This is a genomic window from Paenibacillus sp. FSL P4-0184 (assembly GCF_038004625.1).
Taxonomy (GTDB): Bacteria; Bacillota; Bacilli; order Paenibacillales; family Paenibacillaceae; genus Paenibacillus_AQ.
The window spans coordinates 466285-489131 of the sequence record NZ_JBBORN010000002.1 but is presented as its reverse complement, the minus strand read 5'-3'; the positions used below and the strand labels follow the sequence as shown (position 1 = coordinate 489131).

27 protein-coding genes and 2 pseudogenes are annotated in these 22847 nt (G+C 41.4%); 6 read left to right on the top strand and 23 right to left on the bottom strand.

What is annotated here, in order from left to right:
* Positions 1 to 112 precede the first annotated feature (112 nt).
* Positions 113 to 1531: an NAD-dependent malic enzyme gene (locus MKY52_RS23860; protein WP_341053947.1), complete on the bottom strand. Its 1419-nt coding sequence runs from the start codon at positions 1529 to 1531 to the stop codon at positions 113 to 115.
* A gap of 84 nt (positions 1532 to 1615) precedes the next feature.
* The gene (locus tag MKY52_RS23855) at positions 1616 to 2116 is read right to left on the bottom strand and encodes a GNAT family N-acetyltransferase (protein ID WP_341053944.1); all 501 of its coding nucleotides are present in this window, start codon (positions 2114 to 2116) and stop codon (positions 1616 to 1618) included.
* Between the two features lie 225 nt (positions 2117 to 2341).
* On the opposite strand from MKY52_RS23855, the gene MKY52_RS23850 reads away from it, so the two are divergent.
* Positions 2342 to 3337 carry an acrylyl-CoA reductase family protein gene (locus MKY52_RS23850; RefSeq protein ID WP_341053941.1) on the top strand — a complete coding sequence of 332 codons (996 nt, stop codon included), beginning with the start codon at positions 2342 to 2344 and terminating at the stop codon, positions 3335 to 3337.
* 307 nt (positions 3338 to 3644) lie between these two features.
* Here the strand turns inward: MKY52_RS23850 and MKY52_RS23845 are convergent.
* Positions 3645 to 4232, bottom strand: a pseudogene (locus MKY52_RS23845) (cupin domain-containing protein); the annotation flags it as partial.
* 172 nt (positions 4233 to 4404) lie between these two features.
* On the opposite strand from MKY52_RS23845, the gene MKY52_RS23840 reads away from it, so the two are divergent.
* Entirely contained in the window at positions 4405 to 5262 is an 858-nt protein-coding gene (locus tag MKY52_RS23840; protein WP_341053939.1) for an alpha/beta hydrolase, read from the top strand.
* A gap of 101 nt (positions 5263 to 5363) precedes the next feature.
* On the opposite strand, the gene MKY52_RS23835 is transcribed toward MKY52_RS23840, so the two are convergent.
* Positions 5364 to 5858 carry a hypothetical protein gene (locus MKY52_RS23835; RefSeq protein WP_341053938.1) on the bottom strand — a complete coding sequence of 165 codons (495 nt, stop codon included), beginning with the start codon at positions 5856 to 5858 and terminating at the stop codon, positions 5364 to 5366.
* A gap of 82 nt (positions 5859 to 5940) precedes the next feature.
* Between MKY52_RS23835 and MKY52_RS30425 the strand changes: the two are divergent.
* Positions 5941 to 5988: pseudogene (locus MKY52_RS30425) on the top strand (excalibur calcium-binding domain-containing protein); the annotation flags it as partial.
* Between the two features lie 7 nt (positions 5989 to 5995).
* On the opposite strand, the gene MKY52_RS23830 reads toward MKY52_RS30425, so the two are convergent.
* The 5 genes from MKY52_RS23830 to MKY52_RS23810 all read right to left on the bottom strand — a co-directional run bounded on the left by MKY52_RS23830 (position 5996) and on the right by MKY52_RS23810 (position 10953).
* Positions 5996 to 6754 carry an ABC transporter permease gene (locus MKY52_RS23830; RefSeq protein WP_341053936.1) on the bottom strand — a complete coding sequence of 253 codons (759 nt, stop codon included), beginning with the start codon at positions 6752 to 6754 and terminating at the stop codon, positions 5996 to 5998.
* Positions 6751 to 7500, bottom strand: a complete 750-nt coding sequence (locus MKY52_RS23825; RefSeq protein WP_341053933.1) for an ABC transporter ATP-binding protein — start codon at positions 7498 to 7500, stop codon at positions 6751 to 6753. The genes MKY52_RS23830 and MKY52_RS23825 overlap by 4 nt, the downstream gene beginning before the upstream one ends.
* 123 nt (positions 7501 to 7623) lie before the next feature.
* The gene (locus MKY52_RS23820; protein ID WP_341053932.1) at positions 7624 to 9249 is read right to left on the bottom strand and encodes a glycoside hydrolase family 9 protein; all 1626 of its coding nucleotides are present in this window, start codon (positions 9247 to 9249) and stop codon (positions 7624 to 7626) included.
* A 154-nt stretch (positions 9250 to 9403) separates the two neighbouring features.
* Complete coding sequence (locus tag MKY52_RS23815) at positions 9404 to 10153, bottom strand: GTP pyrophosphokinase (RefSeq protein ID WP_042187155.1); 750 nt, start codon at positions 10151 to 10153, stop codon at positions 9404 to 9406.
* Between the two features lie 221 nt (positions 10154 to 10374).
* Positions 10375 to 10953 (bottom strand): LOG family protein, encoded by a 579-nt coding sequence (locus MKY52_RS23810; RefSeq protein WP_341053930.1) that lies wholly within the window; start codon positions 10951 to 10953, stop codon positions 10375 to 10377.
* A gap of 97 nt (positions 10954 to 11050) precedes the next feature.
* Between MKY52_RS23810 and MKY52_RS23805 the strand changes: the two genes are divergently transcribed.
* Complete coding sequence (locus MKY52_RS23805; RefSeq protein WP_076283026.1) at positions 11051 to 11368, top strand: MazG nucleotide pyrophosphohydrolase domain-containing protein; 318 nt, start codon at positions 11051 to 11053, stop codon at positions 11366 to 11368.
* Between the two features lie 73 nt (positions 11369 to 11441).
* Here the strand turns inward: MKY52_RS23805 and MKY52_RS23800 are convergent, their stop codons facing one another.
* The 3 genes from MKY52_RS23800 to lepB form a co-directional block, all read right to left on the bottom strand.
* The gene (locus tag MKY52_RS23800) at positions 11442 to 12302 is read right to left on the bottom strand and encodes an alpha/beta fold hydrolase (RefSeq protein ID WP_076298439.1); all 861 of its coding nucleotides are present in this window, start codon (positions 12300 to 12302) and stop codon (positions 11442 to 11444) included.
* A 264-nt stretch (positions 12303 to 12566) separates the two neighbouring features.
* On the bottom strand, positions 12567 to 13604 hold the full coding sequence (locus MKY52_RS23795) for an HD-GYP domain-containing protein (RefSeq protein WP_042187147.1): 1038 nt from the start codon (positions 13602 to 13604) through the stop codon (positions 12567 to 12569).
* A gap of 126 nt (positions 13605 to 13730) precedes the next feature.
* Positions 13731 to 14228: a signal peptidase I gene (gene lepB / locus MKY52_RS23790; protein WP_076283028.1), complete on the bottom strand. Its 498-nt coding sequence runs from the start codon at positions 14226 to 14228 to the stop codon at positions 13731 to 13733.
* A 169-nt stretch (positions 14229 to 14397) separates the two neighbouring features.
* Between lepB and MKY52_RS23785 the strand changes: the two genes are divergently transcribed.
* A complete protein-coding gene (locus MKY52_RS23785) occupies positions 14398 to 15375 on the top strand; it encodes an alpha/beta hydrolase (protein WP_445671031.1) in 978 nt (325 codons plus the stop codon).
* A gap of 140 nt (positions 15376 to 15515) precedes the next feature.
* Here the strand turns inward: MKY52_RS23785 and MKY52_RS23780 are convergent, their stop codons facing one another.
* Positions 15516 to 15911, bottom strand: coding sequence for a DUF4265 domain-containing protein (locus MKY52_RS23780; RefSeq protein ID WP_076298441.1), 396 nt, complete (start codon positions 15909 to 15911; stop codon positions 15516 to 15518).
* Positions 15912 to 16279: 368 nt separating this feature from the next.
* The gene (locus tag MKY52_RS23775; RefSeq protein WP_341053927.1) at positions 16280 to 17137 is read right to left on the bottom strand and encodes an SDR family oxidoreductase; all 858 of its coding nucleotides are present in this window, start codon (positions 17135 to 17137) and stop codon (positions 16280 to 16282) included.
* A gap of 197 nt (positions 17138 to 17334) precedes the next feature.
* On the opposite strand from MKY52_RS23775, the gene MKY52_RS23770 reads away from it, so the two are divergent.
* Complete coding sequence (locus MKY52_RS23770) at positions 17335 to 18111, top strand: hypothetical protein (protein WP_076283032.1); 777 nt, start codon at positions 17335 to 17337, stop codon at positions 18109 to 18111.
* A gap of 18 nt (positions 18112 to 18129) precedes the next feature.
* Here the strand turns inward: MKY52_RS23770 and MKY52_RS23765 are convergent, their stop codons facing one another.
* The 9 genes from MKY52_RS23765 to MKY52_RS23725 form a co-directional block, all read right to left on the bottom strand.
* Positions 18130 to 18921: a lipid II flippase Amj family protein gene (locus tag MKY52_RS23765; protein ID WP_341053925.1), complete on the bottom strand. Its 792-nt coding sequence runs from the start codon at positions 18919 to 18921 to the stop codon at positions 18130 to 18132.
* 24 nt (positions 18922 to 18945) lie between these two features.
* On the bottom strand, positions 18946 to 19356 hold the full coding sequence (locus tag MKY52_RS23760; protein WP_341053923.1) for a ribosomal maturation YjgA family protein: 411 nt from the start codon (positions 19354 to 19356) through the stop codon (positions 18946 to 18948).
* Positions 19357 to 19365: 9 nt separating this feature from the next.
* Complete coding sequence (locus MKY52_RS23755) at positions 19366 to 19602, bottom strand: hypothetical protein (RefSeq protein ID WP_341053921.1); 237 nt, start codon at positions 19600 to 19602, stop codon at positions 19366 to 19368.
* A 185-nt stretch (positions 19603 to 19787) separates the two neighbouring features.
* Positions 19788 to 20375, bottom strand: a complete 588-nt coding sequence (locus tag MKY52_RS23750; protein WP_341053918.1) for a histidine phosphatase family protein — start codon at positions 20373 to 20375, stop codon at positions 19788 to 19790.
* 18 nt (positions 20376 to 20393) lie between these two features.
* Positions 20394 to 20867, bottom strand: a complete 474-nt coding sequence (locus MKY52_RS23745; RefSeq protein WP_042193681.1) for an NUDIX domain-containing protein — start codon at positions 20865 to 20867, stop codon at positions 20394 to 20396.
* A 210-nt stretch (positions 20868 to 21077) separates the two neighbouring features.
* On the bottom strand, positions 21078 to 21224 hold the full coding sequence (locus MKY52_RS23740; RefSeq protein WP_156113097.1) for a hypothetical protein: 147 nt from the start codon (positions 21222 to 21224) through the stop codon (positions 21078 to 21080).
* Between the two features lie 61 nt (positions 21225 to 21285).
* The gene (locus MKY52_RS23735) at positions 21286 to 21750 is read right to left on the bottom strand and encodes a DUF523 domain-containing protein (protein WP_341053917.1); all 465 of its coding nucleotides are present in this window, start codon (positions 21748 to 21750) and stop codon (positions 21286 to 21288) included.
* Between the two features lie 145 nt (positions 21751 to 21895).
* Positions 21896 to 22462 carry a putative ABC transporter permease gene (locus tag MKY52_RS23730; RefSeq protein ID WP_341053915.1) on the bottom strand — a complete coding sequence of 189 codons (567 nt, stop codon included), beginning with the start codon at positions 22460 to 22462 and terminating at the stop codon, positions 21896 to 21898.
* A 163-nt stretch (positions 22463 to 22625) separates the two neighbouring features.
* Positions 22626 to 22814 (bottom strand): hypothetical protein, encoded by a 189-nt coding sequence (locus tag MKY52_RS23725; protein WP_341053912.1) that lies wholly within the window; start codon positions 22812 to 22814, stop codon positions 22626 to 22628.
* Between the last annotated feature and the right edge of the window lie 33 nt (positions 22815 to 22847).

Genomic DNA, 22847 nt, shown 5'->3' with positions numbered 1-22847 from the left:
TGGGAATAAATACTTTTCGGCCTAATTATGATATGCCCCTCAGTTATGTATCAATGTATAAAAAATAGACCACTCTCTCACAAAGCAGAGCAGTCCATTTATAGTACCGCTTTTAATCCATATCCTTATCAATATCCTTAGGGATCCGGCGGGCTACATCCGTTGCAATAGCTGCATGGATCACTGCCAGACGCACTAACTCTACCACTTTTTCGTTAAAAATACTTGGGATTACGTATTGCTCATTAACCTCATCCGGATGAACGACTGAAGCAATCGCTTTTGCCGCGGCCAGCTTCATTTCAAGATTCACTGTTTTTGCTCTGCAATCTAGTGCGCCACGGAAGATACCCGGAAAACACAGCACATTGTTGATCTGATTCGGATAGTCACTTCTACCTGTCGCTAATACGCGGACAAAAGGCTCGGCCAATTCTGGTTCAATCTCCGGTGTCGGATTAGCCATCGCAAACACAATGTTATCGCTGGCCATACTCTTGAGATGATCGACGGATAGAATCCCACCACGTGACACCCCAATAAAGACATCTGCTCCCTGCATAACCTCCGTCAGTCCACCTTCAATACCTTCCGGGTTAGTTGCATCAGCAAGCTTCCGCCATTCCTGATTATCATACTGAAGATCTTTTCTAAGAACACCTTCACGATCAACCGCGTAGATTTTGCGAGCTCCTGCCGCCAAAAGCATATTACAAATGGACACACCAGCTGCACCTATACCCACAACGACAATTCGAACATCTTCGATAGATTTATTTACTACTTTAAGCGCATTCAAAAGACCTGCCAACACTACAACAGATGTACCGTGCTGATCATCATGAAATACCGGAATATCCAGCTCTTCGGCCAGCCGACGTTCAATCTCGAAACAGCGCGGAGAACTGATATCTTCTAAGTTGATTCCCCCAAATCCAGGAGATACTGCTTTAACGATATTAATGATTTCATCTGAATCTTTAGTATTTAAGCATAGTGGAAAAGCATCGATGTTCGCTAATTGCTTAAACAGCATAGCCTTACCTTCCATAACAGGCATAGCCGCTTCCGGTCCAATATCCCCTAGTCCAAGCACAGCCGTTCCGTCTGTAACGACGGCTACTGTATTCCGCTTCATCGTCAAAGAATAGGCTTTGTTCGGATCTTCGGCAATCGCCGTACACACTCGGGCAACTCCCGGTGTATACACCAGCGATAAATCCTCCCGATTTTTGATAGGCATTTTAGGTGTGATTTCAATTTTCCCGCCAAGATGAGCTAGAAAAGTTCGATCTGATACATTAATTACTTTGACTCCTGGCATCTTCGATAGTATAGACATCATTTCTCCATTCGAGGCATCTTGCACGTTTATTGTTATATCTCGAGTTGTTACATCCTTACCTGCACGAATCACGTCAATAGCAACGATATCTCCACCTGCAGTGGCAATTCCTGAAGCAACATCACCAAAAGAAGCAACCGATTTCCGAATTTCGAGCCTGACAATCATCGTTGTTGCAATAGCCATGAATTAGCCTCTCTTTCTTCAACCCTAAGATTTCAAATACACTATACTATACCATTTAAACAAACTTTCTTCCTATTGAATAGATCACCTTAGTATTTTTCTTAAGATAGTATTCCCTTCGGCACCCGGACCAAATACATCAGGGATTGTAGCGACGGGCACAAAGCCGTTTTTACCGTAAAAAGCAATCACATCATAATCTTCTGCATAGGTCAGCATAAGTAAACAGTAAGCTCCCCTACTCTTAACAACTTCTTCTACATGCTGTAGTAAAATACCTCCTATTCCTTTTCTGCGATGATCTTTACATACTCCAATATCTAGGACTTCTGCTCTTGCTCCAAGCGCGGGAATGCCAATCGGTGCCTCCTCATGCAGAACGGCAACAATACCAAAAGCATCGTCTTGTTCATTCTCATGATAGGCATAAAACAACGCCCCCCGCTGAAAATGTGACTGTATGCGGCGTCTCAGCCACTGCTCATGGTTAGGATTGTTTCTATCCAGATGGATATGTTCAACCTCAGCTAAGAGGTCCAAATACGGTTCGATCTCATGTTCACGAATTAACTTTATAATAGACATTTCAATAATTCTCCCTTAAAAACAAGTTGTATACCAGCAGTCTGAACTTAACACGTCCACTGTACAAATAACATGGATAGTTCGATTATAATTTTACAATACACAATCAAAGAATCCTACACTACGTCTAACTTGCGTTATATCATAGACAATGACGAGTTGACTGATCAGAATAAATATTATATACATGTCTTACCTATAACGTAGTTGAAGGAGATTACACTTATGACAGAATCATTTCAAGCATTAGTTGTCGACAAAACAGAATCATCATTCTCCGTCGCTGTTAAGCCGGTTGCCTTAGAAGAACTACCCGCAGGAGAAGTTGTAATTAAGGTTGCATACTCCAGTGTGAATTATAAAGACGGATTAGCCAGTATCCCTAACGGAAAAATTGTAAGATCATACCCTTTTATTCCAGGCATCGACTTATCCGGTACTGTGGTGTCTTCTACAGACGAGCGGTTTCATGAAGGACAACAAGTTATCGCTACAGGGTATGGTATGGGTGTATCTCACTTTGGAGGATATAGCGAATATACACGAATTCCTGCCGCTTGGATCACCCCACTTCCGGAAGGACTTACACTAAGAGAAGCCATGATCTATGGTACAGCTGGACTAACTGCAGCCTTGTCCATTCAAGCTCTGGAAGACAATGACTTAGCACCAGACAAAGGCAAAGTACTCGTAACGGGAGCGACTGGTGGTGTGGGTGGATCGGCTATCGCTATGCTTAGCACAAAAGGCTATAGCGTAGTGGCCAGCACTGGTAATACAGAAGCTAACGAATATTTGAAAACTCTTGGCGCGGAAGAAGTCATTTCACGTGAAGAGGTTACGGGCGGATCTAGCAAACCATTAGAGAAGCAACTATGGCAAGGTGCTGTAGATTCCGTTGGCGGAAACTCACTTGCGTCGATTTTGAGTAAAATCTCCTACAGAGGTTCTGTTGCTGCAAGCGGCCTGACCGGTGGCACTTCTGTTCCAACTACCGTCCTTCCCTTTATTCTTCGTGGGGTTAACCTGCTCGGTATTGATTCCGTAGAGTGTCCTGCTGAGCTACGCGAAAAGGTGTGGACACGAATGGCAACTGATTTGAAGCCTGCACAGCTTGAGAACCTTGTAGATCGTGAAGTAACCTTAAATGAACTGCCACAAGCATTGGAAGATATTCTGCAAGGAAATACACGAGGCAGAGTGCTTGTCCGTTTATCTTAAGCCCTAACAAGCAAACCTCCCGGGAGACTTAATCTTGGGAGGTTTTTTGTAGTTACTCTTGATTATTTGAATATTGATAATTCGGTTGTTGTTGAATATAAGGCTGTTGCCGATAGTGTTGCTCATAGCCTTGATTGTAGTATCCTTGCATCGGGTAAGGCTGGTAGTTAAATGCTTGCGTCGCTGGAGGCATTTGTGAAGAGATCGGAATAGGTTGAGCTTGCATATGAGCATATGGCTGCATGTTTGGATGCATGTTAGGTTGCATATTTGGTTTCATATTTGCATGCATATTCATATTAGGAGACATATTTGGTGCCATATTCGGGGCCATATTATTGACTCCCTTTACTTTATCTTCCTCACAGCAGTCGGCAGGTGGGCCGATAAAGGTGCCAGGTTTAATAGGAGCTAACGCTTCCTTTACCAATGCTTCATTCAAACAGTAAGTATGGGCCAATACATTTGCCGGAGTTTTGCTCAAAATATCCGAGCCTAAGATAACCTCAGGAATAGGTGCGTCAAAAATGGCAAGCAGATGTGTATTATCGACAGTAGCTACTTCATAATGCCACCAGCCTTGCGGCACATTCGCCACTTGACCTGGACATATTGGGAAATGAAGAAGTTCATTTGTAAACGGATTGAGTATAGACACTACTGCTGAACCGCAGATACAATAGACAAGCTCTGCCGCATTTTGATGATAATGAGGCTCCACCACATTCGATTTGCTAAGAAAAATATCAAGGAGTGAGGTATTCTCCAGTGTGTTCAACTGCTTAACCGACAGTAAATTAATGTAGTTGTTGGCATCCTTTTTAAAGAGAGTATTAGTGTTCACATCAAAAGTAAATTGTGTATTAGGGGACATATAATCCATGTATGAAGTCACTGTTTATTCCTACCCTTCTGTTCCCGTAAATTTTTGATTTCCTAGAACAACATATGCGTTTGCCTATGCCTAGGTGCCGGAGATTCACTGACTCCAATAAAAATTCATCTTTCTCTGTCAATCGGGGCATCCTCTATAATGTTAAATTCTCACACTATACAGGAGGCAAAGTATGAAATCGATTCACATTAAAATAGTATTAGCGTTATGTATCTCTATCTTCACCATTATGGGGTTACAGCCTTTGAATCAACACTCCACGGTTGCAGCCGCTAACCACAAATCCTCTACCAAACAGACTCCATTAACCTTTGTTCTGATTCATGGGTCTTGGGCTACTGCAGGTTTTTGGGATGAAACAGCCTCTGAGCTTCGTAAGTTAGGGCACACCGTCTACACACCGGAATATGCAGGACATGGCGCGGATAAGAATAATAATGTAACACATGAGCAAATCACAAAGTCCGTTGTCGACTATATTAAGCAAAAAGACTTGAAGGATTTTATTCTGCTCGGACATAGCTTCGGCGGATCAGTCATTCAAACAGTTTCCCAGCAAGTACCTGATCGGATCAAACGGATCGTGTTCTTTGATGCCTTCGCGCCGCTTGACGGGCAAAGTGTGGCAGATCAATTTCCTGCTGAGTCACTTAAATCCTTTGAACAGCTAAGAGACGCTTCCGGTAATAACACCATCACGCTCCCTTTCCCGCTCTTCCGGGATACCTTCGTCAACACTGCCAGTCTTGCGCAAGCACAAGCCTTTTATAAACAAGCTCCGCCTGAACCAGCTACCCCACTGTTTGAAAAGCTGGATCTCAAGAAATTCTACAGTCTCCAAATCCCTAAAAGTTATCTTTATCTGACGGAAGACACGGCTATCCCACAAGGTCCATATGGGTTTCACCCGACTCAATCCAGTCATTTGGGCATTTTCCGCTTCATCGAGGGCAAAGGTGATCATATGACCACTGTCCGAACCGAGCCAAAAATGATGGCGGAATTGATGGTCAAGGCGGGTAGAGATTAGTCGCGTAATAGCGGAATAGTGCATTCAGTCAGTAAAAAAGAGCAAGCGTACGGGAATGTTCCCTACTACGCTTGCTCTTTTTACAATTCTCCGCATGTCATTTAAGGATTCGGCTTCACTCCGGTAATCACCCAGCTATTATGATCTTTAACAAGTGAGATCGTCAGTAGCATGGATGGTTCCGGACCATTTGAAGTCGCGGAATCTATGCGCATTTCTATGACCTCTGAATTCGGGTTAATTACTGTTTCTTTAGTAACCTCGTACTTTGTAATCCACGGACTGGATACGCCCGTTACCCAATTCAGTTCAACAAACTGCGGATACATAACCTTTTTGAGTTCCATGGAAAAGATCGAATATTGAATTGACGCATTCCGGTGCTGCAAACCGAACCCGTATAGCTCAGCCGCTTGAAACGCAGAAGGCAATATGATTCGTTTAGACTCGGGAGCTGGCAAAGGCATGGCTGAGAGCAGCTTTCCATTAGACTGAATCACCGTTCCGTTATCAGGTGCACCTATTGCGATTCCTGGCAGAAGGAATACACCTGCGATCAGGGTAGCCGCCAATTTCTTTTTACTAATCAGAATCACCTCATAGAAAGCTTTTTCACCTCATGTGAATTGAATTCTAATTATTCCCCGTTATCGCTAACTTTTATGTAACCAAAATGCCAACAAAAAAAGCGACCGTGACAATAACGGAATCGCTTGTGAGAAATAGAAATCTATTATCGTTCTACCGATTGTTTAAGCCGTTGATCAGGCGTGAAAAAGAGTTGGTAGCTCAGTACACTTAGCAATATACTTGTTATGGCCGCAGAGGCGGTGAATGAGAACACAATCAGAATCTGGTAGCGAACAGCGATTACCGGATCAGCGCCTGCTATAATCATACCCGTCATCATACCTGGAAGCTGGACAAGTCCTACTGTCTTCATTCCGTCGATGGTAGGGATCATGCTGAATTTCACAGATCTTTTTCTAACTTCATGGATCGCTTGTGGAACCGTTGCACCGAGTGACAGCAGGGTCTCGATTTCTCCTTTGCTCTGCTGTATTTCGTGCTTGATATGGTTAATGAACAAACCCGAGACAACCATAGCGCTACCAATGGTCATGCCACTAATGGGAATGATATATTGTGGGGTCGCCTCAATAATATGTAAGCCGAGCAGAATCCCCATCATAAGGAGCTCCATAGTAGCGATCGCAAGTCCAATTCTCCAGACTAATCCACGTAGACCTTTTCCTCTTTTCGCTGCATTCCATGCGGCTACACTTATCATGAAGATTATTATCAAAATAACATAGATCATCTGATCGGTTTTAAAAATAAATTGCAGTACATATCCGACCGCAAGCAATTGAATCGCCGACCTTATAGTGCCTACAATAATATCTTTTTCTAGTCCGAGCTTTTGCCATACCGAGACCAACATAGTCCCTAACACAAACAGAAGCGTGAAACTCAGTGCAGTATAACTCATAAGAATGACGCTCCTTCTAACGGTCGAATAAATCTTTTTGCCAAGTCTTCCGCAGATTCAGCAAAAAAAGATTCACTCAAGTGTTGTTCCAGCTTACCATTCCCCATAAACCATGTAGTAGTGCTTATTCGGCTAGCCTGCTTAAGGTCATGGGTCACCCAAATCATTGAAGTCCCTTCTTCTTTATGCCACTGTTCTAGTAGATCCTCTACCCTTTGAGTGCTGTCAATGTCTAGTGATGCAGTGATTTCATCGAGCAGTAGAACATTAGGTCGCAGCAGCAATGACCGAATCAGGGATATCCGCTGCTTTTCACCGCCAGAGCAATCTGCTGCTTTTTTACTCAAATCCAATTGTTCCAGCCCTAGCTGTTCCAATAGCCGCTGCACTAATTTATGGTCATATGGTCTGTTATGCAGCTTGCTGACGGTTCTTAGGTTATCCTCCACACTGCCAGGCAACATAACCGCTTGTTGAGCCACAAACCCGATTTTCATTCTCCACAGCCTTGAATCCATATTTTTGAATGAAGTACCCTTGATAAGCATATCCCCTTCATCTGGAGCATCCAGCAGAGCCATTATTCTAAGTAGTGTGCTTTTACCTTGACCCGAGGCACCGATCAGAGCGATTCGGTCCGATTCAGATATTTCAGCGGAGATGTCAGAGAATAGATATTTCGAAGCTTGTTCGCTGCTTTTCCAGTTCAATTTTGCAAATCTTTGAATTTCAAAAATACTGCTCAATGCTTTACCTCCTATTGCCAAACGAAAAAATATCATACCATTTCGTATTATAGCATTTTAGCTGCATAAAAAAGAGAAAGGCATCTCCCCCATGAGACATGCCTTTCCCATATATTAATTAATTTATTGATTAAACCGAGCTGTAACGAACACCGCAGGTGAATTCCAGTAGATCGTTACCTCATTCGTAGAATAACTAAGTTCATGATCGGCAAAGCTCTGAGCGGCTGGTTTTCCTTGTAAATGTTCTACTACATATTCATCATGAAGCCCACGATCTGGCCCCCCAGATACAAGACCCGGCACAGGATCAACCACATGGTCACCAACAGATGGACGATGATGCGGATGCATCACTGGATGATCGCCAAATCCGGTAACATAACTGATATCCAGTACGTTACGACCCATCAGATAGTGCAAATGATCTAGCGCACAGTCCGCAAAGCTCGAATCTCCACTAAAATATTCAGCCACTAGCAGCAGCATAGCATTGTTCATTACTAGCATATTGCTACCCCAAATATAGTCTTCCTCTTTTAAGGAGATCCTATAACCATCCTCACTACTATGTTCAGATAAACGTCCAGCTTCAGCTAGAAGTCCTTCTCTTAAGGAAGCATACAAAGCACGGTCTGCTAGATCTTCACCATTTAATAGATATGCAAGTGTGCCGTAGCCCCCCATATCTGCCCAGCCTAGACTGTATTTTGAAAAAGACAACTGCACCAGTTGCAGAACAGCTTGATGGTATTCTTCTTTCCCCGTCGTACGATAGAGCTCCGCAGCTGCCCAATACCGCTCATCCTTGTCGTTCCCATCTCCATATTCACCGGTGCTAATTTCTGGCGGATTTATAAACCCTGGTGCATCTGGATGTTGAACAAGCCATTCCCAAGCTAGTGTTGCGGCATCCAGACATTTCTTCGCATAGGCTGAGTCAAAGGGCTCATACATCCGCGCTGCCATGGCCATGACTCCAACAAAATCTCCAGTGGCGGTTGCTGACACCGGTGAGAAATATAGATCTGCTGTATCAGCCTCTGGCATCACATCCAAATCTGGAAAGCTCAGCGTAGTCAGCTTATGATACACTCCACCTGTTCTATAGTCTTGCATTTTGAATAACCAATCCAGCTCCACTTTGCATTCCAGCAATATATCTGGAGTTATCCCCCCACTTTCAGGAATCGGGATAGCGCTTACAAAAGCAGATGGATATAACTCATAGGCTAGTAATAGATCAGCGATGGCCTTGGCTCCAGGGCCGCTATATTTACCATAATCACCTGCATCATGCCAGCCTCCAGAACAATCCAGACGACGCTCCGTTTCACCATATACAATTCCCTCTGCTGTATGACATGCCTTATGCTTCCAATCTCCAGCATACTCTTCAGTTAACTCAACCCCGCAACGATAATAATAAAAGGCCTTCAGCAAGCCCTGTTGAAGCTCGTGATAAGGTTTATCTGAGATTATAAATGATGCCGAAGCTATCCCCTCACCTTGCTCAATCCGGTATCTGCCCACTGCATGAACCTCAGAAAAGTCACCTGTATGTACAGTTACTCCACTCGCCTCATCAAATCTGGGAGCACCTGTCTCCCCTTCGAATACAACATTTCCATGATCAACATCAACAACCTGAAAGTCATGTCCAGCACCAGTAAACACTGCAATCTTTTCTCCACCCACCGGATATCCGATTTGATTTACAGTAATGGTTCGGAGTCTACGCTCACTCATGTTCATTCTCCTTCATATCAAATTGATGAAGCCAATGATTACAAGTCTCTCTTTCAAGTTGAGAATACTCTATTCTAGTTGTACGTGGCAATGATAACTACAATAAAAAACCTAGAGTTAACCAGAAACGGTAACTCTAGGTGATATAATCAGCTTATTTGTCTCCAAGCAGCTTAATAAAGTTAGCTGGAAGTGTGAATTGCTGATTGTGAATCACTATACGGCGAAGCTCCTCAAAGGAACTAAGATCATCATCTTCATCGTCGTCTTTGATTTCCTTAATGTCCCGATGCAGTCGCTCCATTTGCAGATCAAGTGCATGAGCGGCATCCGCTGCATTTTTCAATTCACGCGTCATACTCTCTGGTACTGACTTATTATATTTATAGAAAATTTTATGTTCGAGACTTGCCCAGAAATCCATAGCAATGGTACGAATTTGTACCTCAACGCACACTAACTCCTGACGATCTGACATAAATACAGGTACCTGAATCAGCAAATGCAAACTTTGATAACCGTTAGGCTTGGGATTCTTAATATAATCCTTCACTTCAAGAACCGTTAAGTCGTCCTGCTTCTGAAGCATTTCACTTACATGATAAATATCTGAGATAAAAGAACAGGTGATTCGTAGACCTGCAATGTCTTTAATACAATTTCTCACAGAATCTAGAGATAATTCTCCATTTTTGCGGAGCATTTTGTTCATAATACTCTCGGGAGACTTGATTCTCGATTTGGTATGTTCAATAGGACTGTAATCGTGAAGAGACTGAAACTCCTGTTTGAGGATCTCAATCTTCGTCTCCATCTCATCAAGCGCAAATTTATAAATCAACATAAACCGGGTGATCTCGTGCTTAAGCTTCTTAAATTGTTCGATTTGATTCTCGGGGGTCATTATCCATTTCTCCTCTTGTAGCTTTTCTCTATATTTATCATAGCCAATCCACTAGTGAAATTCAAATTCAGCGAGCGAATGTGAGGTTATTCAAAGTTAATTTGATTCAAATCCCATATTTCAAATGGGGTATTAACCTACCCATATTCTACCACATCTAATGATTAGCAGAAAAAGAGCTCCCTCTCGGCAGCCCTTTCATCTGTTACAGTAACTGTTCTCTAGTTAAGCTGTTTCCACTTTTGCTCCAACGTTTGAGGGACATAGCTTTCTAATTTTTTTAATAGTTCCAAGGGTTCTTGATCTATATTTAACAAACTAAGATGCGAAGCGTTAGAAAATCCCTCTTTAATGCTATGTTGAATTAGATTCATCAGAGGATCAAAATAATTCCTGATATTTAAAACCCCTACCGGTTTCTTATGTATACCGATTTGTGACCAGCACAAAACCTCAAACAGCTCTTCATACGTCCCAAAACCGCCGGGTAAAGCAATAAACCCATCCGCCAATTCTCCCATTTTTGCTTTTCGTCCATGCATATCGTCCACTTCTATCAGCTGCGTTAATTCTCTATGTACCATCTCTCCATTAAACAATCCCCTAGGCATAACTCCGATCACCTCACCTCCACCGTTCAAAACAGCATTGGCGACTTCACCCATCAATCCAATTTTTGATCCCCCGTAAACTAAGCGATATTGGTTCATAGCCATGTAGTTTCCAAGTTCAACAGCTTTGACTTTATATTCCTCATGCACCCCCAAATTCGATCCTGCAAAAACACAAATTGATTTCAAATCCTCATCTCCAAACTATATATTGATAATATCCGACATCTAATATACTATATGTTGGAGAATAAATCATATAAAAGATTAAGGAGTGCTACATAATATGGAGATCAATGAAGTGCAGAAATGGATTAAAAATTATTATGGACAAAGAGGCTGGACCGATTATGGTCCTTTTATACGGGTTGGATTTCTTATGGAAGAGACCGGTGAGGTTGCACGGGCAGTACGCTCCTATGAAATCGGAAGAGATCGCCCAGATGAATCTACCCCTCCACCAGAGCAACTGAAACAAGACTTGATTGAGGAAATTGGTGATGTGCTAGGAAATATAGCCTTGTTAGCCGATTTGTATGGTATCACTTTAGAAGAGGCATTTACTGCACATAAGGAAAAATTAGTTAAACGCTTTAATTCCTAAAAAGAAGGCGAAAAAGGGCTACAATCGGCATCACCGTATTGTAACCCTTCATTATCTAACTATTTAAACCTCGTTAAGCATTACTGCCTAATGTATGATTCGAAATAGCATTAATTATTGTTTCCCAATCATCAGGGTGAACTTCGTGACCCGTTCCTTCTAGGGTTAGTAGCGACGCATTAGGAATTTCATCGGCAAGCGCCAGACCATGCTCCAATGGAAGTACGCTGTCTTCTGTACCGTGGATAACTAAGGTAGAAACCATGGTATTTTTCGCCTTCCCCTCGTAGTCATCCACTCCTGTAAGAAGCGAATGATTAAACATGCTGAGCAAGTTGTTTGCACGTTTTATTTCCATCCTAACTTGTTTATACGCTCTTTTCTCATCGAATTTATGTTTTGATCCACAGAGTATGCTGGAACCGGAAACCAAGTAATCTGCGACCGCTTCTTCATCTGACCAATCCAGACTAGCTCCATTGGCATGAAATGCGAGGATCCTCTCATCCATTGGAGGTAAGTTCCGGTCATTATCATCAGATTCAAAAATGCTAGATGCGATCAATGTTAAGGTTAGAACTTTTTGGGGATGACGTATAGCAAGGACTTGTGCAATCATTCCACCTAAGGACATCCCAACGATATTTGCCTGTTCTATATTATAAGCGTCAAGTAACCTAGCAGCATCATCGGCCATATCAATTACCGTATAATTAGAACTCCCAGGCTTATATACAACAGAACGTCCCACATCCCGGTTATCATACCTTATAACATATCGTCCTGTATCTGCTAATCGCTGACAAAACTCCTCATCCCAATAAACCATTGAACAAGTGGCACCCATAATTAGTAATACTGCAGGATTACTGGGGTCTCCAAAACTATCCGAACATATATCAATACCGTTTACTTTAAATATCTTTTCGCTCATTATTTATTCCTCATTTCATTCGAATTTGATAATCAAAGAATGCACACTTAAATAAGACCCGTCACATTTTGAAATAAATGGATGTTGGTATCATTGAATTGCACCTTGAATTAACGCAAACGAATGAACTTGATAATCACAATAAGCACTCTCCTACTTCATATTAAAGGGTTGTTAACCCAATTTCGATTATAACATAAAAAGACTATCCTCTGATTTTGAATCAGGAGATAGCCTTTCCATTTATCCAGACAAAACTATTCGTTAAATAAATACTTCCTCAACGGTCAAATTTCGTTCCTTGGATAAATCCCTAAACGTAGTTTCATCTACTTTCACTAACGGTTTAAAAATATCCAAAGGGTTGTTCATAATAATCGTACCTTGCTCTCCGTTGCTAAGCTGAACACTTTTACCTACGAAGTTCGGCAGTAAATGTCCAATCAAAGCTTGTACCGCATTTCCATTCAGCTTGCCAAAGCCCAGCTCATGCACCTTGCGCAGAACGGTAATCAGCCCTTGTTTGGGTTGATTCACTCTTGCAGAGGTCATCCCAACATAGGCATTAGCAACAGCCACAATCAGTGTATACGGGTGCAGGTCCGCTTTACGAAGCATATTAGGATAACCAGTCCCATCCTCGAATTCATGATGCTGAAGCGCCACCAGAGCGGTCTTCTCGTCATTCATAGATTTAAGAATAATATCGTATCCATACGAAGTGTGACGCTTTAGTTCTTCAGTTTCCTCAGGGGTTAAGATCCCCGTCTTATTTAAGATAGATGGGTCGATCTGACTTTTTCCTATGTCGTGTAAATACCCTGCCCGGCTAATCTCGTAGCGTTCTTCTTTGGTATAACCTAACCAAGTCGCTATGTAAAATGATAGCAGTCCGACCTGTAATGAATGATTGTATGTACCAACGTCTTCTCGTTCAAGCAACAGCAATAAGGAAACTACATCCTTATGTTCATCCATTTTTTCCAGCAAGGGCTGCAACGTAAGATCTACATCTGACTGCGTGAAACTGCCCTTGCTGAGTGCTTCTAGAAAAATAGATTCATAGTTTTGGATCGCTAGATCAAAGTTTCCATTTAGGCTTTGCTCCAGATTCGTTCCCTCATTATCCATCGCAATGCTGCGAGGTTCAATATCGACATAATCGATACGATGTCTCATCAGGAGGGTGATTTCTTCTTGGTAAACAATTGTCCCTTTTGGGAGCACGTGTAAACCAACACTATTAAAAGTGTCCAACATTAGACAATCGCCATGTTTGAGATCCGTGACATGAGCTTTCAAAATTCTGCACCCTTCCTATCAATAGGTATATTTTACCTTAAGGATAGCTAAATTATTCCAAAGTCACAATATGGTTAAAGTCTCATTAACACTCTCAATTAGTTCAAAAGACCCCCGCAACATCACCTAAAAAGGAATACTAAAGTCCGCTATCACTTTTCCAATCAACTGATCCTTCGCTACAAAAGGAGTAGCCCAGAGATGAGCATCATAGCTTATATTCCGGTTATCTCCGAGAAAAAAGTAATGATCCGCCGGAACCGTAACGGGTCCAAAAGTATAATTCATCCGCTCATTAAGATAGGGTTCATTGATCTCCGTTCCATTTCTGTAAAGGGCTCCATCTTTAATTTCAATGGTATCACCTGGCAACCCTATCAACCGCTTTACATATCTTTTATTCTCATCACCTGCTACCGGAGGCGTAAACACGACGATATCTCCATGATCGAGTGTCGTCATCCATAACATTTTTTCAACGATTAGACGGTCATTAATTTCAATTGTAGGAATCATAGAGCCAGTAGGAACCCTCATGGCTTCAGCAACATAAGTTCTTACAAACAAAGATAGGACCACTGCGATAGCAACACTAGGCAAATATTGTTTGATAAATTTCAACATAATTGCTCACCTCATATTAATTTTATAAACTCTTTGATCGGTGCAGAAGCTTTTTTCGCTCGTTCATATTCAGTTCATATTGTCGTCATGTATAGTTCATCTTCATCGGGTAAGCTTCCTTTAGCAATTCGTTAAGATAGCTAGAATAAAGCAATTAGAACAGGAGAAGATGCGAGTGAAACCAGAAGATGAGGTTATAAAAAAAAGGATGAATAAACCGCTTAAAATTATACTTATTTCCTTAGGGGCTTTAGCTACTGCAATAGTGCTTTTTCTAGTGACTGTTTTTGTCGCTAATATTTTCCTCAATAAATCGGACCAAGCTAAAATAAAACCCTATGGTCAGTCTGTAAGCGTCGATGGTAAAAATATGAACGTTTTGATTCAAGGAAATGGTGAAGAGACTGTCGTGCTCTTACCTGGTTATGGAACGGTGGCACCGGGACTTGATTTTAAGCTGTTAATAGATGAACTATCACCATTTTACAAAGTTGTTGTGATTGAGCCTTTCGGTTATGGATTAAGTGATAGAACTGAAAAAGAGCGAACCACAGAAAACATTGTGAGTGAAATTCATGAAGCTGTAAAGCAGCTTAATATTGACCGTTATATTCTAATGGCACACTCTATTTCCGGTATGTACAGTTTGAATTATGTGAACAAATATCCAAACGAAGTGAGTGCATTTGTCGGGATTGATAATAGTATTGCAACAGAAGACAGAACAAATGTTAAAATACCATCAGGAAAATTAAAATTTCTTAGAAAATCAGGCTTGGGCAGATTGGTATTGAAATCAAGCGGAAACCCCTATGATGGATTGCCGTTTGATGATGAAACTAAAGAACAATTGAGATTGTTTACGCTTAGAAACACTTATAATTACACTCACTTAAATGAAATGGGACATATGGCTTCTAATTATAAAGGGGCTCTAAATTCAACTTTTCCAAAGGATCTTCCCCTTTTGCTCTTTGTACAAGGGGATGATACTCTCTTAAAAGATTGGATATCATTGCATGAAAAGCAAGTCAAAAATTCCGTACAAGGAAAATTGGTAAAACTTGATGCAGGACATTATCTGCACCATACCAAATCAAAAGAAATCGCCGAAAATTTTAAGACATTTATGAAAGAAATAAAATAAGTATAGATTGTATCGCTCAGATTGTCTAAACCGTTTCACCTATTCTCCATGCTGCTGCATGAAATGCAAGCTTCCTTGCATTTCATGCAGCAGCATTTTTTTTCTTATTCATACTCGTTAATATTTACGTACCCACACTTCTAAAACCGCTCAATAATGCGATTCATTTCCCCATCTACGTCCATCATAGTATTCTTAGGAATATGAATAACCAACAAACCGCCAAAGATCTGTTCACATTTCCCATCATTCTCTGTGATCCGTTGTTTAAAAGCAGAAATGGCTGCTGAATCAACAGCCTCTTTACTGAGGAGCCAAGCGTACCTTTTGAAATGAGATTTCTGTACAGTTTCCTGATAGTAATAGATCCCTAGCTCTTCTTTCACCCGTATAATATCACCCATTGTAACACTTGGATTAAAGATCGGCGTCTCTTCGATGCGGTATTTATCTTTACCGACTGGAGTAACATCAAGGATTTCAATTTCACGGCCTGCTGGATCGAAGCAAATATGTAGTCCTGACGAATCTAGCATCAGCACACCTCAATTCTATTCAAAATCTGATCTTGATGATTCTAAATAACACAAAACACAATAAATACATTAAGCTTGTAATCCCGAATAACCTAAAGATTCCCGGTGTTAAAAACATATATAAACTGTATGGAAAACTCCAAATAAAGGCGAGAAGCATGAGAAGGCTTCTGTTTAAAGAGACACCTATCGCAAGTAATCCGGTAGGCAACACCAACATTACCATACTTATTATAATACTGGATTGATTCGTAACCTCAGCATACGGATTAATGAATATAAATATAAACCATAAAAAAACGGTCATCAAACTGGATACATATCCAATGAGTTTAATGATTGTTAAGTTTATGGATTGCTCCATTCCATCACCTCAATTCTTTCGCAATAATTCTCTCCAGCCATTTCCACGGGAGCAGCGTTTTGCCTAAGATCAAGATCCGGGTGCCTTTGCCGATAGGATACCGAAGCCTCGGTGACTTCATTTCAGTAATACGACCGATGAGATCTGCCACTTGCTTTGGATCAGGTGCAGTTTCAGCGGTATGCTTGGAATATCTTAGTACAGCGTCCAGACGGTCTCTATAAGGAGAATCCTCGACTTGCCGAATTTGTGCCATTCCTTTTCCCCAAATCGGAGTACGGAAGGAGCCAGGTTCAATTAATACTACACGTATTCCATAAGGAGACATTTCATGACGCAGACTTTCACTGAATCCTTCTACTGCAAATTTGGAAGCTGCATATGGAGCATACCCCGGAAACCCGGACAACCCGCTTATACTCCCCACGTTAATAATCGTACCACTTTTCTGTACTCGCATAACTGGCAGCACAGCTTTTGTCACCGCGACTAATCCGAAAAAATTCGTCTCCATTTGCTGACGCCATTCTTCCATGGATATCTCTTCTATGAAGCCGCCTATAGCAAAGCCTGCATTATTTACCAAAACATCAATTCTTCCGAATGTTTCGTGTACTGAGGTTATAGTCGCCTGTATAGAATCACTATCGGTAACATCCATGGTCATAAAATGAAGCTGCTTCAAGAGTCCTGCATGCTCTGCCTGCTGTTCAAGCTCGCCTTTACGACTCAAATCGCGCATGGTTGCTACAACTTTGAATCCCTGTCCTGCTAGTTTAAGGGCTGTGAGCAGTCCAAATCCACTAGAGGTTCCGGTTATTACGGCCACTCGATCATGCATTCGATCTAGATGTGAATTCATCTTTGACTCTCCTTATGTTTCATTATTTCAAAAAAGCAAACAAATGTTCTTTTTCGGATTGACTATCCATTAATTTCAAGTTATAGTAAGTGTATCATTTATATTTCTGCGGGAGAAGCACCTCGCAAGATAGGCATTCATGCCTATCTTGGAGGTGCTTTTTTTGCGCACATAGACTAATTAAGGAGCTGAAATGAATGTTTATTCACAATTTTAGTTATTTAAAGAGGTTTGTCCAATTAATCCTAGTAGTAGCTCTCCTCAACATCAACCTTACATTAGCTTCTGCAGGTACAGACTGGGATTCAGCCTTAGATGACATTAACGGTCTCCATGGTAATTATACCTCGCTTCAAGTAGCCCTCAAGTCCGATAGCTCAAAAATTCAAATGCTACGTAAGCAGAACAATGAAACACTGAAATCTATTCACTCTGTCATAGAGTCAACAGATAAGGTTCTGCTGAGTCGTTTATCATCTGAAGCAACGTCGGCTCAGAAGAAACATGCTCCTCTACTGGACCAATACAGCACACTCAGTAAGCAGTCTACCGCCGCCAAGAAAGCTAAGGACTTTAAGACAGCCACTCTCCTGGATCTAAGACGCAATAAGCTCAAAGCTGCGGTAACACTCGCTCGAACTGAAATTAAGGCCAAGACAGACGCTTTGGCAACTGCCCGCAAGCAAACAGCTGCCAAGATCAAGCCTATCAAAGATGCTCTGGCACCAATCACAGCTCTGAAGAAGCAAATCACCGCCGAGAACAAGAATATCGCTGTAGCACAGAAAGTTCGTTCAGAAGCAGATAAACAATATAAATCGGCTGTAAAACAAGGGGATGCAATTAAGGCAGTATCAGAAATGAGAATATCCTATGAGCAAATGAAACGAATTCATGACATGCATCAGAATATTTACAGCTGGGAGCAGAAGATCTCCCTAGCTCTGCGATCTGCAGAGTCTAAGCTTCCATAATGATTCGCTCCCACCAGCTCATATCAGCTTCACTAACATACTAATTAGTTGGGCTGCGGGCACAATTAGGAGCTGAGCAAATATAGTACCTATAAATCGTGAACCCATCAATACCACATATATTTTTCCTAGCTGATCACGGTATTCTACATTTTCAGTGGCTTTATGGGTAATAAGACCAAGCTGTGGGTCGATAAATATGGTCAGCAGTATAGTCGCCATTCCGTTAATCAATCCTGAGGCTTGAGAAGCAGTCGTGCTATATTGAGGCATTAGATGAGCAGCATACAAAGATGATATGACCCCTACGGTGTAAAAGGCTGTAACAAAAACATTCATAACAATAAAACGTTTAGGAATCCCCAGGTATCTGAAGTTATATAGATTCACTTTTGGTTTTCTTATGTATTTTCTAGTATTTTTTAACTGCCCGATCGTTACGCTCGTAAGCAGCTTGGGAATAGAACCTTCGATTTCAAGCTTTGAGATGATTCTCCCAAACAAGCCTACAAAAGTAGGAAAAATAGCAATGGCAATTAATGTCCCTAATGAAGAAGCTAACAATATAATTCTCAAGTAATTAAGAAGTGGGAAATCAGAATGTATTTTGGCATAATCTACGAATTTAGCCGTCAGTGGAGCTTGAATCATGTTTGCAGTTCTTGACACGAGAACAATAATGCCTGTCAGAGACAAAGCAATAGCTATCTTGTTCAGCTTCACCCCGGCGTATCTTACCGAATAAGATAAGGTTTCTGCTGTATGAATAATCATTGTAAGCAAGCATACTACAATCAAGCTATTTGCCATTTTTAGGTTCATCTCCATTGAAAGCTATTTATCTATTCGGTGCAATTTTGGGCGAAAGTATTGATCCAGTCTATAAGAAAGCGTAATTCCAACGGTATATCGAACAAGGTCAATCCATAGGAATCCCTTTCCGAGAATCAACCCACCGAGTACGGTAGCACGGATGCTGTTGATCCACTCTGCTTGATACAGTTGGCTAAATTCTATGCCGAAGCTAAACATCAGGCTCCACATAAAAGCGATCCAAAGCTTCCGGTTCACTAGCAGTACACGAAATATAAAGTAAACCATGCTGCCCCAAAGCGCATCTCCAAAATGTCTCGTTACAAACAAAGGTAGCTGTTCCGAGAATGCTCTAGAGCATAACCCCAGTACAATAACAATTAAGCAGATGCATCCATAAATAACTCTTTCTTTTAAAGCATTGACTCTCATTTCCATCCTCTATCCTGCGTCTGACTTGAAATTTATGCTTGATATAATATTAATCATCACGATATAAAACGGATAAATAATCATGGCCCCTATTATGATTAACCCCGTTACCGGGACTGGTTTATCCGCAGCTTCTGTAATTGGGAACCATGCTGCGAATAAATTAATTAACAGAGCCAAATAGGGAAACCACAGGATCGTAGTGAAATACATGGATTTTTTACCGCTCAAATATTTTTTTGTCATCCAAACAAACCCTATAGAAAAAAATATAAACATCACAAATATGAAGATAAGCTGCAAGTTATTCACTTTATCCAGCTCCAAGCCGGAAATTCTACTAATACGATAAATATTTACTATGAGCTCTATTACGACAAACAACATAAAGGCATAAAGTACGCTTAACGAATTAAGCTTAATAAAATACTTCATTTGCTCAGTACTTCGGGGTTCCACATTCGTTCCACACTAGTAAGCTCAAATTCATCAAATTCCAGCCTATAAATATCTGGTTTCGAAGTCTGTTCAAAGAACTCATAACCATACTTTTTATTGAAGTAATTCAGGATAATGGTCATGATATTCCCGTGGGTACCTAGTGCAATTTTGCCGCCTTTATTTTGCTGGATCAATTGCTTCATGATGGGGATCGCACGCTCTTGCGCTTCCTGAGTACTCTCACCATTTGGCATTTTATATTGTAAGTCTGTGAATGATGCCCGGATACCTTGAAGAAATTCTTGTTCACTGATCTCGATTTCAACGCTTGCGATAGCTCTTTCTCTAAGTTCCTCATACAGCTCAATTTCTTGATCCGATGCCTCAGCTAAATACTTAATCGTATCTATGGCTCGTCTATAAGGACTAGAAACAAAATGTGTGATCTCTTCCTCCGCCAATAGTTCTTTAATTCTATATGCGTCCTCATGCCCTTTATCAGATAATCCTCGTTCCCTCTCATCTCCAAGCACAAAAGGTGATACTGCGTGCCTAATCATATAAATAAAAGTCTTCATGAGTTACTCCTCTCCAGCTCATTCAAATATCGTTTTTGCCACTTCGCGGTCTTTCTTGAAAATCTCCACTGGATAGGGAATGGCCATCTCGGGCAGCTCACTCTCTTTAAAGAACTTAAATTCTTCGACTTCTCCATCCATTGCTCTCAGCGTTCCACGGATAATAGAACACTCAAATACGATGACTGTATATTCCACCTGGTCTCCATTGTTATATTCGTATCTATATTTCCCTCCACCAAAAACCCCAAGAATGGAAGTAGGATGCACCATTAATCCAGTCTCTTCATATACTTCTCTGCGCAAAGTTCTTCCCGGCCGTTCCCCTGGCTCGATGGCGCCTGCTGGCAATCCCCACAAGGACTCTTCAGGTTTTCGAATAAATAGAATTTCATCTTCTTTATTTCTTATTACTGCAGCTACGGAAGGCATCATTAATAACTCTGAACCCACTTTTCCTCGGATCTCCTGATAATACTCAGACATCGGCACGCTATTCATCCATCCTCTCACACCGTTTTGTAGATCATCATCCTATTTTCCTCCGGCTTCCCAAAAACCCACATTATGTATATATTAGACATCTCTGTGATGGAATCCTTTAGATTCGGTAATATGCTTAGCGTGGAACAAAAAAAGCTTCCGAACGGCTCAATACTTTCTGAGGTCCGGAAGCAGTTACAATGAGGTGAGACTTTGAGCTTAATGTTTCCCTTTGTAGCCGGCAAGCTGTACGATCATGATAACAAGAACAAGCAATGAAATGAGCTGGTCAATACTCATCTGCGTCCGCCTCCAATCCCAAATGAAGGATGGCTCTTCGGACGGCATTTCCTCTCCCAAGGACACTGCTTCGTTCCCCTTATACACACTATGTAACATGAGTTCCAATTATTACTTTAAGAATGACTTACCCCTCCATACGAGCAAGTTCTTTCTCCACTTCATCTAGTTGATCTTCGCCGAACACTTTAAAGCCATTTTGCCGTAATAACTCCGTAGTTGTACCTTCTCCTGGCATCTTCGTATCCCTAAAAGTACCATCATAAATATAAAGACTACCACAAGAAGGACTATCCTGTTTTAATATCGCTAATGTAACTTGATGTTCTGTAGCCAGCTTCAGCGTTGCTTGAGCACCTTTCATAAAAGGTTCCGTAACATCCACACCTGCACCTGTTACCACCCGCTCACCTTGCCGTTGAGCATCAGGACGAGGCGTTGATAACCCTCCGACTACCTCAGGACAAATGTGGACAAAACGCCCTTCCTCATACCACTTCAAGAAACGAGCATCGAGACACGGCACATCACCATTATCATAACGCACTTTATGTCCTAACAGACATGCGCTTACTAGAATCTTCCCTGTCATCGTTATCTCCACCAGTCCGTCTAGTATTTAATATATGGCTATATTATTTACGACACAAAACTGATATGCAAGATCGAAATGCTTGTCACTGAAATCTTTGTGCTTCATATACAAAAGAATGCTTATTATGTCCATATAGGCATCATTAATCTTGATATTGGGGGGTCTTCTCACTTCTATACCGACTCCAGCAAGTCCACAATAAATCAGCCATAAGATAGAGTCCCACGAAAGGAAAAATAATTCCCCAAACATTATAGACTAGTGAATACAAACGCTCCATAAACGGCTGAATCCCATATACACAAGCTACCGATAGCGCCCACCAATATAGGGAGAATCGAAGGCAAATATGCCCTTGCAGTTGATAAGACATCCCTGAATAATCCCACCATTGTTTTTGAAACACAGTTTTTAGCACCCAACCACTTACGTATTCAACAGCTGAAGGAACGACTAACGCAAGCAGGAGGAAAATTGGGAAAGGCAGGGTTAAGTCTCTGGCAATCAATAGAAGCAGTGGTGCAAATCCATACATTGGTTTAAAAGGGCCTTTTAGAAAGCCTTCTTTGCGAAAGCTTCCATTACTATATAAGTTATATGTACCTTCCAATACCCAGCCTAAAAAAGAGAAGATCATAAAATAAAAGAAATATTGGCCCGCCACTGCCATCGCAGAATCTCCGCTTGAAGAAAATATAGAAGTCATCATGTTTATACACCGCTCCTAGTTGTCATTATTTTCTTAAATATCCATCCGGCCCTATTATGCCTTAATCCTTCAGGAGATATGCGCAACAAAAAAGACATAACCCAAAGGTTATGTCTTCATTACAAATTATAAAGAGTGAAGCGGATTCTCTATCCATCCACGCTTATGGTTTAAGCCGTTCTTCATGATTCTGAGCCGATATTAGCGACTGATCGTCGTCTTGTTTCTTTAACGTATCCGTTGAAAGTTCACTACGTACGCCAAAGTTTGAACCATACTTTTTCTCAAAGTTGCCTACAAGAGCCTCACCACGTTTTTGCCGATATCGGCTGTTCTCATTCCGACTACGCATTTCATTTCCTCCCTGCTACAAGAATGGCTGAGA